Source organism: Curtobacterium sp. UNCCL20 (genome assembly GCF_900101675.1).
GTDB lineage: Bacteria > Actinomycetota > Actinomycetes > Actinomycetales > Microbacteriaceae > Curtobacterium.
In genome coordinates this window covers 534043-545366 of record NZ_FNKG01000004.1, presented here as the reverse complement: position 1 = coordinate 545366, position 11324 = coordinate 534043, and the positions used below count along the sequence as shown (strand labels likewise).

The 11324-nt window shown below is 71.5% G+C and carries 6 protein-coding genes and 1 rRNA gene; 6 read left to right on the top strand and 1 reads right to left on the bottom strand.

Going from position 1 to position 11324, the window contains the following annotated elements; genetic code table 11:
• Positions 1–50: 50 nt before the first annotated feature.
• The 4 genes from rrf (at position 51) to BLT36_RS18170 (ending at position 5838) form a co-directional block, all read left to right on the top strand.
• A 5S ribosomal RNA gene (gene rrf, locus BLT36_RS18185) occupies positions 51–167 on the top strand.
• 102 nt (positions 168–269) lie between these two features.
• On the top strand, positions 270–1400 hold the full coding sequence (locus BLT36_RS18180; RefSeq protein WP_092097255.1) for an ROK family protein: 1131 nt from the start codon (positions 270–272) through the stop codon (positions 1398–1400).
• A gap of 233 nt (positions 1401–1633) precedes the next feature.
• Positions 1634–3649: a beta-galactosidase gene (locus tag BLT36_RS18175; protein ID WP_254787736.1), complete on the top strand. Its 2016-nt coding sequence runs from the start codon at positions 1634–1636 to the stop codon at positions 3647–3649.
• Positions 3646–5838 (top strand): alpha-galactosidase, encoded by a 2193-nt coding sequence (locus BLT36_RS18170; RefSeq protein ID WP_254787735.1) that lies wholly within the window; start codon positions 3646–3648, stop codon positions 5836–5838. Before BLT36_RS18175 ends, BLT36_RS18170 begins: the two co-directional genes overlap by 4 nt.
• A 101-nt stretch (positions 5839–5939) precedes the next feature.
• Here the strand turns inward: BLT36_RS18170 and BLT36_RS18165 are convergent, their stop codons facing one another.
• Positions 5940–8504 carry a glycoside hydrolase family 2 protein gene (locus tag BLT36_RS18165; RefSeq protein WP_254787734.1) on the bottom strand — a complete coding sequence of 855 codons (2565 nt, stop codon included), beginning with the start codon at positions 8502–8504 and terminating at the stop codon, positions 5940–5942.
• 103 nt (positions 8505–8607) lie between these two features.
• Between BLT36_RS18165 and BLT36_RS18160 the strand changes: the two genes are divergently transcribed.
• Positions 8608–10290 carry an ABC transporter substrate-binding protein gene (locus tag BLT36_RS18160; protein WP_092097252.1) on the top strand — a complete coding sequence of 561 codons (1683 nt, stop codon included), beginning with the start codon at positions 8608–8610 and terminating at the stop codon, positions 10288–10290.
• 34 nt (positions 10291–10324) lie between these two features.
• Positions 10325–11314 (top strand): ABC transporter permease, encoded by a 990-nt coding sequence (locus BLT36_RS18155; protein ID WP_092097251.1) that lies wholly within the window; start codon positions 10325–10327, stop codon positions 11312–11314.
• The last annotated feature ends 10 nt before the right edge of the window (positions 11315–11324 follow it).

Below are 11324 nucleotides of genomic sequence, written 5' to 3'. Positions count from 1 at the left end.
GTGGGGAGCCGGGACAGCTTTCCTGGTTCATCGGATCAGGTCGAAGGTGTTCCGGTGGTCATAGCGAGAGGGAAACGCCCGGTCACATTCCGAACCCGGAAGCTAAGCCTCTCAGCGCCGATGGTACTGCAAGGGGGACCTTGTGGGAGAGTAGGACGCCGCCGGACTCAACGTTGCAACACCAGGGAACCCCTGACCATCCGTGGTCAGGGGTTTTCTGCGTTTCCGGGCCGGTTCCCGAACCAATAGGATCAGCCGACGGAGGAACGATGACCGAGGCCTGGCCGGCGATGCCCGAGGGCTCCCGCCTGGCGCTGCGGGAGATCCTCATCCACGGTGTCCTCTCGCGCGCGGAGATCGCCCGGTCGCTCGGGCTCTCACGGGCCAGCCTCACGCGCGCCATGCGGACCCTCGTGGCCAACCGGATGGTCGTGGAGATCGGGACGGACGTCCGCGGGGCCACGGGTCGTCCGTCGGAGCTCCTGCAGACGAGCGCGGGGGAGTGGGAGTTCCTCGGCGTGAAGCTGACGAAGGACCGCGTGTACGCCGCCGTGACGGACCTCGGCGGACGGGTGCTCGCGCTGCACGAGGAGGCGATCGTGTCTCCGGCTCCGGAGGACCTCGCGGACCAGGTGGCGGGCGTCGCTGATCGGCTCCGCGCGGTGCACCCGGCGATCTGCGCGACGGGGGTGTCCCTCCCGGGTGACGTCGTGTCGCGCGGTGGGGTGTCGATCGTCGCGTCGTCGCAGTTCCTCGGGTGGCAGGACGTCCCGTTCGCCGACCTGCTCCGGGAGCGCACGGGTCTGACGGTGTTCACCGCGAACGACGTGCACGCACTGACGGCGAAGGAGCACTGGCTCGGTGCGGGTGCCGGACGGCGGTCGATGGTGCTCGTCACGGTCGGCGAGGGCCTGGGGCTGGGGCTCATCGCGAACGGGCAGGTCTCCACCGGCGCACACGGCCGGCTCGGGCGGATCGGGCACCTCCCGGTGCTCGGTGGCGGGCCGGACTGCGGCATCGGCCACGCGGGCTGCGCCTCGAGCTACCTGCCGAGTCCCGTGATCGTCCGGAACTCCGGGCACGAGGGGGCGACGTACGACGAGGTGGTCGAGCTCGCCCGGTCCGGGGACGCCCGCGCCATCCGGGCCTTCGAGGACGCCGGCCGTGCGCTCGGGGTCGTCCTCGCCAGTGCCGTGCTCATCGCCGACCCCTCGGCGATCGTTCTCACGGGCGACGGCCTGCCGGTGTACGACCTGGCCCGAGCGTCCGTCGACGAGGCGCTCCGCGGGGCGCTGGCGCCGTACACCGAAGCCGTCGCGATCGAGGTGCAGCCGTTCGAGTTCTCCGAGTGGGCACGAGCCGGCGCGGTGTTCGCGATCCGCCGCCTCCTCGGCGAGTGAGCGAGGCGGGGCGAGTGAGCGAGGCGGGGCGAGTGAGCGAGGCGGGGCGAGTGAGCGAGGCGGGGCGAGTGAGCGAGGCGGCGCGAGTGAGCGAGGCGGCGCGAGTGAGCGAGGCGGCGCGAGTGAGCGAGGCGGCGCGAGTGAACGAGGCAGGCGAACGACTTAGTTACACGCGTTGACAAAGCCCCCGAGAACCGGGAGGCTGGTGCGGTCCACCCATCGAAGGAGATGTCGTGCCCGCTGCCCCCACCGTTCCCTGGCCCACCGACGGCCTGTCCTTCGGCGGTGACTACAGCCCCGAGCAGTGGCCCCGCGACGTCTGGCACGAGGACGTCCGGCTGATGCGCGAGGCGGGGGTGAACCTCGTCACCGTCGGGGTCTTCTCGTGGGCGTTGCTCGAGCGGTCGCCGGGGGAGTTCACCTTCGACTGGCTCGACGCCGTGCTCGACCTCCTGCATGAGAACGGCATCGCGGTGGACCTCGCGACGCCGACCGCCGCACCGCCGAACTGGCTCCTCACGGCGCACCCCGAGATCCTGCCGGTGGACGCGACGGAGCGCCGGGAGCGTCCGGGCGGCCGCCTGGGCTGGTGCCCGGCGTCGACGCTGTTCCGGGAGCACGCCCTCCGCATCGTGGCGGCCCTCGCCGAGCGCTACGGCGCACACCCAGCCGTCCGGCTGTGGCACGTCAGCAACGAGCTCGGGGGCGGCAACGGCCGCTGCTACTGCGAGGAGTCCGCCGCGGACTTCCGGCGGTGGCTGGCGGCGAAGTACGGCGACATCGAGGCAGCGAACGCGGCGTGGGGCACGGCCTTCTGGGGCCACACCTACACGGCGTTCGACGAGGTCTCGCCGCCGCGAGGAGTCGGCGGAGCACCGAACCCGGGCCTGGCGCTCGACTTCGAGCGGTACTCCTCGGACGCCCTGCTCCGGCACTTCGACGCCGAACGGGCCGTCATCGAGCAGCACTCCGAGGTGCCCGTCACGACGAACTTCATGGTGGGTGCCGGCTCGCAGGTCGTCGACTACGCCGAGTGGGCGAAGCACGTGGCGATCCCCGCGAACGACCACTACACGCTCGTGGACGACCACCGGCGCGAGCAGGACCTCGCCGTCGCGGGCGACCGGATGCGGGGGATGACCCGGGACCGTGCGCCGTGGCTGCTCATGGAGCACTCGACGGGCGGTCCGAGCTGGCAGCAGCGGAACCGCGCGAAGGACCCCGGCGAGCTCGTCCGGAACTCCCTGGCCCACGTCGCCCGCGGGTCCGACGGCGCACTCTTCTTCCAGTGGCGCGCCTCGACCGCGGGCGCCGAGCAGTTCCACTCCGCGATGGTCCCGCACGCCGGGACCCGCACCCGCGTGTGGCGTGAAGTGTGCGCGCTCGGCCGGGCCCTGCAGGCGCTCGCGCCCGTGCAGGGCAGCCGCGTCGAGCCGGCGCGGGTCGCGATCGTGGTCGACGAGGCGTCCGGCTGGGCGCTGCAGTCCGGGCTCAAGCCACACCGCGCCCTCCGCTACGGCCGGGAGATCCGCGCGTGGCACCGGGCCTTCCACGACCGGCAGGTCCTGACCGACGTGGTGCCCCTCGACGCCGACCTCGACGGGTACGACGTGGTCGTCCTGCCCACCCTGCTCATCGTCGACGACGCCGCCGCGGCACGGCTGTCGGCCGTGGTCGACCGGGGCGCGACGCTCGTGGTGACGTACCTCTCCGGGGTCGCCGACGAGACGGCGCGCATCCGGACGGGCGGCTACCCGGGTGCGTTCCGCGACGTGCTCGGTGCGTGGAGCGAGGAGTTCACGCCGCTGCAGACCGACGAGTCGGTCACGCTCGACGACGGCGGCGTCGTCACCGACTGGGCGGAGGCCGTGGTCGTCGAGGACGCCGACGTGGTGGTCCGCTACACCGACGGCCCGCTCGCGGGTCGTGCGGCGGTCACCCGCCGCGTCGCCGGCGGCGACGCCTGGTACGTGTCGGCGATGCTGCCGGACGACAGCACCCAGCGCGTGGTGGACCGGATCATCGCGGACCGCGCGATCCCGCGGACGGTCACCGCGCCTCCAGGCCTGGAGGCAGTGCGTCGCGTCAGCGACAGCGGTGACGGCTTCCTGTTCCTGCTCAACCACGGGGCGGACGACGTCGTCGTGCGGGCGGTGGGGACCGACCTGTTGGACGGCTCCGTCCACGGTCCCGAGACGACGGTGCCGGCCGGACGCGTCCGCGTCCTCCGCGAGGAGCGTGCGTCGTGACGGTCCTCGACCGCGGCGTGGTGCCGCCGGAACGCGTCCGCTCCGCACGGGCGCTGCACGTGCTGCGCGCCGGCGGTGTGTCGCTGGTGCTCGCGACGGCCCTGGACGGGCTGCCCGAGGTGCTGCACTGGGGCCGGGACGTCGGGCCGCTGCCGGACGGCGACGCCGAGGAACTGCTGCTGGCGCTCGGCCGGCCGGTCACCCCGAGCGGCTTCGACGTGCCGTGGCCGCTCACCGTGCTGCCGACGGAACGGGACGGGTGGGAGGGGCGTCCCGCCGTCACCGGACACGTGGACGGGCTGCCGCTCGTCCCGCGGTGGGAAGGTGTCGAGGTCGTGTCGGACGAGCGGGGCATCGAGGTCACGGCGACGTCGACCTCGCTGTCGCTCCGGAGCGCCGTCACCATCGACGACGCCGGGCTGGTGCGTGTGCGGCACGTGGTCACGAACGAGGCCGCGGCACCGGTGCACCTGCAGGCGCTCGAGGCCGTCCTGCCGATCGGCGAGCGGGCGGGCGAGGTGTTCGACCTCGCGGGTCGCTGGACCCGGGAGCGCACCCCGCAACGACGGGCGCTCACCCACGGCAGTCACGCGCGGGAGAGCCGCCGTGGTCGCACCGGGCACGACGCGCCGACCCTGCTCGTGCTCGGGACCCCGGGCTTCTCGGACGACGCGGGCGAGGTCTGGGCCGTGCACCTGGCGTGGAGCGCGGACTCGGTCCACCGGTACGACGTCCTCGCCGAGGCCCGGCCGGTGCTCGGGGCGGGCGAACTGCTCCGTGCCGGCGAGGTCGTGCTCGGCCAGGGGGAGACGTTCACGAGCCCCGACGCCGTGTTCGTGTGGAGCGACGCCGGCCTCGACGGGCTGTCCGACCGCCTGCACGAGTCACTCCGCGCACGTCCCGGGCACCCGGCCCGCCCGCGTCCGGTGGTGCTCAACACGTGGGAGGCCGTCTACTACCGGCAGGAGCTCGCGCCGCTGGTCGCCCTGGCCGACGCTGCCGCCGACGTCGGGGTCGAGCGGTTCGTCCTCGACGACGGCTGGTTCACGGGCCGACGGTCCGACACCACCTCGCTCGGCGACTGGCGGGTGGACCCGACGGTGTGGCCGGACGGCCTCGCGCCGCTCGTCACCCACGTCCGGCAGCTCGGCATGGAGTTCGGGCTGTGGTTCGAGCCGGAGATGGTGAGCCCGGTGTCCGAGCTCGCCACGGCCCACCCGGAGTGGATGCTCCAGCGCCCCGAGGACGACGTCCGCACCTGGCGGAACCAGTACGTCCTCGACCTGGCGAACCCGGCGGCCCGCGAGCACGTGCTCGAGGCCATGTCGACGATCATCGGGGAGCACCACGTCGACTTCGTGAAGTGGGACCAGAACCGGGACCTCGTGCACGCCGTCCACGCGGGCCGCGCCGGCGTCGACGCGCACACCCGCGGCGTCTACGCGCTGATGGACGAGCTCCGCCGACGCCACCCGTGGCTCGAGATCGAGGCGTGTGCCAGCGGGGGAGCCCGGGTCGACCTCGGGGTGCTCGAACGGACCGACCGGGTCTGGGCGTCGGACTCGAACGACGCCATGGAGCGGCTGCCGATCCAGCGCTGGACCGAGCTGCTGCTGCCCCTCGAACTCATCGGGTCGCACGTCGGCCCCGAGGTCTCGCACACCACCGGTCGACACCTCGACCTGGACTTCCGGATGGCGGTGTCGCTGTTCGGCTCGGCGGGGATCGAGACGGACATCACGCGGCTGTCCGCCGAGGAACGGGACCGGCTCCGGGCGTGGACGGCGCTGTACCGGCGGGAGCGCGGGTTCCTGCACTCCGGGCGGCTCCGGCACCTCGACCTCGGCGACCCCGGGCTGGACGCGACCGCGGTCGTCGCCCGGGACGGGTCGCGGGCGCTCGTGCGGGTGGCACGGACCGTGACGGGGCCGCGGTCGCTCGCGGTGCCGCTGCGGGTGCCGGGGCTCGACCGGGAGCGTCGCTACCGGCTCGCTCCGGTCGCGGGCCTCGCCGTGCCGCGCGGGCTCGACCCGGTGCCGCCGCCCTGGATCGGGCGCGGGGCGCTGGAGCTCACGGGGGCGGTGTTCGCGGACGTGGGTGCCCGGCTGCCGATGCTCGCGCCGGGGACCGCGATCGTGCTCGCGCTCGACCCGCTCGACCCGCTCGACCCGCTCGACGCGCTCGACTGAACGGTTCCCCGCGCGACGGGGCTCCGCACCGCGCGACGGCGGTTGCTCGCAGTGCCGGAGCGCTGCGAGCAACCGCCGTCGTCGCGGTCTCGGGAGGTGTCCTACCCGAGCAGCGACCCCGCATGGCGCAGCACCAGCGGGGACGTCAGCGCCGCGGTGTCGATGCCGGGTGCACCCGTGACGGTGAACGTCACGGACTCACCCGGGAGGAGGGACACGAGTCCCTCGTCCACCCGGGCCGCGGCGTCGACCCGGTCCGGGAAGAGCGAGACGTCCCGGGCGTAGGACGACGCCGTCACGGTGACCTGGGCGCCGTCCGGCGTCGCCGACACGGACGCAGTGAACGGCGCAGGAGTCAGCCGCTGGTCGACGACCTCGGCGAAGTCGAACACCGTGCGGGTGCCGGCACCCGTGACGACGAGCACCTCGGACGCGTCATCGTCCGGTGCGCCCAGGAACGACGGCAGCGTGACACGGTCGGCGTCCGCGGGCTCGGCGGCGAGCGGGAACGACTCCGCGGCGAGCACCGTGCCGTCGAACCGGACACGGGACACCGTGACCTCGTCGGAGACGGCGGCGCCGGACGCGTTCACGAGCACGACGTCGAGACCGCCCTGCGCGTCGCCGGCCCCCGGCTGCACCGTCAACAGCACCGGCTGGTACGCCTGCCGCACCGCGTACCAGACCGGCTTCCGGATGCCCGCGTGGTCGACGAGCGCCCACGACACCACCGGCCAGTCATCGTTGAGCTGCCAGACGATCATCCCGGTGTTGTCGGGCGTGCGGGAGCGGAACCACTCCATGCCGAACCGGATCGCGTGCGCCTGGTTGAGCTGCGCGGCGAAGTGCCAGTCCTCGATGGAGGTCGGCTCGGGCAGGTGCCCGCGCATGCCGTCGGCGAGCTTCCGGTTGCCCTGGTCGGCCTTCTGGTGCACGAGCATCTGGTGCCCGTCCGGGTCGAGCGGCTCGTCGTGCACGACCGCCGTCAGGGTCGACCACGCCGGCGGCCCCTGGAACCCGAACTCCGCCACGAAGCGCGGCTTCCAGTCGGCGTAGGCGCGGTAGTCGAGGCGGTTCCAGACGTCCCAGATGTGGACGCTGCCGTTCCGCTCGTCGTTCGGCGTCAGGTACTCGTCGAACGAGAACGGGCTGCCCGGCGTGTACGGACGGGTCGGGTCGAGCTCGGCGACGACGGCGGGGAGCAGCGAGCGGTAGTACCCGTTGCCCCAGGTCCGGCCGACGAGCGACGGCCGCCAGCCCCACTCCGCGTAGGCGACGAGGTTCTCGTTGTTGCCGTTCCACACCACGAGCGAGGGGTGCGGGCTGAGGCGGGTGACGGCCTCGCGGACCTCGGGCTCGACCTCGTCGGCGAGCCAGGGCTCCTCGGCGTAGGCGGCGCAGGCGAACAGGAAGTCCTGCCAGACGAGGATCCCGAGCTCGTCGCACCGGTCGTACAGGTCGTCGGACTCGTAGATCCCGCCGCCCCAGATGCGGAGGAGGTTCATGTTCGCCGCGACGGCGTCGTCGATGCGTGCCGCGTAGCGCGCCGGTGTCATCTCGGTGAGGAACGCGTGGTCCGGGATCCAGTTCGCCCCGCGGACGATCACCGGACGGTCGTTGACCCGGAGCAGGAACGGCGCGCCGCCGGCATCTGCGGCGGTGTCGAGCGACACGGTGCGGAACCCGACGCGGCCGGTCCAGACGTCGTCGCCGACCTCGACGCGGACGTCGTAGAGCGGCTGGTCGCCCTCGCCGCGCGGCCACCAGACGGCGACGTCCGGCACGACGACACGGACGGTGGCGGAGCCACCGGCGACCGCACCGGAACCGGTGACGACGTTCTGGCCTGGAGGCGCGGTGTCGGTGGCCGACCGCGCTGCGGTCGCGCGGTGCGGGGCCACGGTGATCCGTGCCTCCAGGCCGGCTGCCGCGGCAGCACCGGCGGACGCGACCGGCGCGTTCCCGATGGCCTGCGAGAACCGACCGGACGAGCCCGCGAGCTCGACGTCCACGTGGGCGGTGAGCACACCGGACGTGCCGTCGACGTCGACGAGCGGGCGGACGGCCGCGATGCGGGCGCCGCTCCAGGACTCGATACCGATGGACTTCCAGATCCCGCTCGTGGCGACGTCGATGCCCCAGTCCCAGCCGAAGTTCGACGCGTTCTTGCGGAGTGCGTTGTACGGGTGGTGGTTGACGTGGGGGAGCTCGCCGCCGTGCAGCTCCGACAGCCGCTCGGCAGCGGGCACCGGGGCGTCGAAGGTGACGACGACCTCGTTCGTGCCCGGGCGGAGCAGGTGCCCGACGGGGAACCGGTACGAGCGGTGCTGGTTGCGGGTGGTCGCGACGACGATGCCGTTGAGCTCGATCGTGGCGAGGGTGTCGAGGCCGTCCGCGACGAGGTCGTGACGCTGGGCGTCGGCGTCTCCTGCCCACTCGAACGTGCGGCGGTACCGCCAGACCGTGTCGCCGATCCACTGTGTCGCCGCCTCTTCGTCACCGTCGAACGGGTCGTCGATCCGGCCCGCTCGGAGCAGGTCGGTGTGCACGCAGCCGGGGACCACCGCCTCCACCGGGGTGCGGAACGCGTCCGACTCCGGCGGTCCCTCCACCGCCTCGACCGTCCACGTGCCGTCCAGCGTCGTCCGCTCCATCGCGTCTCCCATGCTCGTCGGGTGCTTCGTCGCACCCTCTTGACCGACTTAGTTTAAGCGTGTAACAATCGCGCTCACAACGTGGACTGCGACGAAGCAGACCGAGAGGACAACGATGTTCAAGACAACCCGTTCACGGCTCGCCATCGGCGGTGCCGTTCTCCTCGCAGCCGGCCTCGCGCTGAGCGGCTGCAGCTCCAGCGGCACCGCCAGCACCGGCGCCGCCGACTCCACCCTGGTCGCGTACACCGGACAGTCCGGCGACTACCAGATCAACTACAACCCGTGGTCCCCGTCGAACATCGGCGGTGTCGGCACGATCTACGAGTCCCTGTTCTTCATCACGAACGTCAACACGAACGACCCGAAGCCGCTGCTCGGCAAGTCGTCCGAGTGGAACAGCGACGGCACGCAGCTCACCATCACGCTGCGGGACGGCGTCAAGTGGAGCGACGGCAAGCCCTTCACCTCGAAGGACGTCGTGTTCACGCTTGACATGCTCAAGAAGCAGAAGGCGCTCAACTCGATCGGCTACGACGGCACCGCCAAGGCCGAGGGCGATGACAAGGTCGTCGTGACGTTCGCCAAGCCGTCGTTCGTGCTCGGCCCGAACCTGCTCGGCAAGACCTGGATCGTGCCGGAGCACCTGTGGAAGGACATCGACCCGACCACCGACGTCGTCCGGAAGCCGGTCGGCACCGGCCCGTACACGCTCGGCACCTTCAAGGCGCAGGCCTTCACGCTCGAGGCCAACAAGACCTACTGGGGCGGCGCCCCGGCGGTGAAGACGATCCGCTACCTGTCGCTCTCCGGCAACACCGCCGGCGCGGACGCCCTCTCGCAGGGCTCCATCGACTGGCAGACCGGCCCGGTGCCGAACATGGACGACATCCCCGGCAAGTACCCGGGCTACGACGGCATCACCGTCGGCCAGAACCAGATGGCGCTCCTGACCTGCTCGTCCGAGGCGATGGGCTGCAGCGGCCCGCAGACCGACCCGGCCGTGCGGCACGCGATCGCCGACGCGATCAACCGCAAGCAGCTCAACTCTCTCGCGTTCACGAACACCGCCAGCGAGATCTCGCCGACCTTCGCGCTCACCACGACGCAGAAGGACACCATCTCGAAGGACGTCTCGCCGGCGATCATGCCGGAGAGCGCCGACAAGGACGCCGCGGCGAAGACGCTCGAGGGCGCCGGGTACACCAAGGGCTCCGACGGGATCTTCGCGAAGGACGGCAAGCGCCTGTCGCTGACCGTCGAGGTCGTCACCGGCTGGACCGACTACATCACCGCGATCGACACGATGGCGCAGCAGCTGAAGGCCGCGGGCATCGAGCTCAAGGCGCAGCAGTCGTCGTGGAACGAGTGGACCGACAAGAAGACGAAGGGCGACTACCAGCTCGCGATCGACTCGCTCGGCCAGGGCCCGACCGCGAACCCGTACTACCTGTACAACAACTACTTCTCGACGGCGAACACCGCGAAGGTCGGTGAAGCGGCCCCGATGAACATCGCCCGCTACAGCAACCCCGAGGTCGACAGCGCGCTCACGAAGCTCGCGGCGACGAACCCGGACGACACCGCGGCGACGCAGCCCCTGCTCGACGTCATCCAGAAGCACGTCGTCGAGGACATGCCCTACATCCCGGTGATGACCGGCGGCACGACGAGCGAGTTCCACGCCGCGAAGTTCACCGGCTGGCCCACCGAGAAGAACCTCTACGCCTTCCCGGCCGTCTGGGCGAGCCCGGACAACGCCGAGATCTTCAAGGCGCTCAAGCCGGCGAAGGGCTGACCCCGATGGAGTCGCGACCGAGGAGCACTCGACGATGACCTACTTCCTGCGCAAGATCGGCTTCTACATCGTCGCCCTGTGGGCGGCACTGACGCTGAACTTCATCATCCCCAGGCTCCTGCCCGGGAACCCGGTGGACATCCTGCTCGCCAAGCTCCAGCAGCGCGGCGGACAGGTGACCCCGGCGACCCGGCAGGCGTACGAGCTGCTCCTCGGTGGCGATTCCTCGGAACCGCTCATCGTCCAGTACGGCCAGTACCTCGGCAACGTGTTCCGCGGTGACCTCGGTGTGTCCGTCAGCTACTTCCCGGCCCCCGTCACCGAGGTGATCGCCAGCTCACTGCCGTGGACCATCGCCCTCGTCGGCATCGCCACGATTCTCGCGGCGATCATCGGGGTCGGCCTCGGCGCCTTCGTCGGGTGGAAGCCCGGCACCTGGCTCGACTCGTTCGTCCCCGCCACCACCCTGCTCGCCGCGGTGCCGTACTTCTGGCTCGCGCTGATCCTGGTGTACTTCTTCGCCACCGGCATGCACCTGTTCCCGTCCCAGGGCGGCTACGACGTCGTGCTGACACCCGGGTTCAACGCCGAGTTCATCGGCTCCGCGATCAAGTACGGGGTGCTGCCGGCGCTGACGATCGTGCTCGCGTCCCTCGGCGGCTGGCTGCTCGGGATGCGCAACATGATGGTGTCGACGCTGTCCGAGGACTACATCACCACCGCCCAGGCGAAGGGACTGCCGAACGGCACGATCCTCCGCAACTACGCGGCACGGAACGCCGTGCTGCCGTCCGTCGCCGGCTTCGCGATCTCCCTCGGGTTCATCGTGTCCGGCTCCGTCGTCACCGAGCAGGTCTTCTCGTACCCGGGCATCGGGTCGAAGCTCCTCTCCGCGGTGACCAACAACGACTACGCGCTCATGCAGGGCATCTTCCTGTTCATCACGCTGGCGGTGCTCGGCGCGAACCTCGTCGTCGACCTGCTGTACGGACTCATCGACCCGCGGACGCGGGCCCGGAGCTAGGGAGGAGACG

Bases quoted from the DNA above. Each gene is read 5' to 3' on its own strand.
- BLT36_RS18180 (WP_092097255.1), top strand. From the start codon at position 270: ATGACCGAGGCCTGGCCGGCGATGCCCGAGGGCTCCCGCCTGGCGCTG.
- BLT36_RS18165 (WP_254787734.1), bottom strand. From the start codon at position 8,504: ATGGGAGACGCGATGGAGCGGACGACGCTGGACGGCACGTGGACGGTC.
- BLT36_RS18155 (WP_092097251.1), top strand. From the start codon at position 10,325: ATGACCTACTTCCTGCGCAAGATCGGCTTCTACATCGTCGCCCTGTGG.
- BLT36_RS18160 (WP_092097252.1), top strand. From the start codon at position 8,608: ATGTTCAAGACAACCCGTTCACGGCTCGCCATCGGCGGTGCCGTTCTC.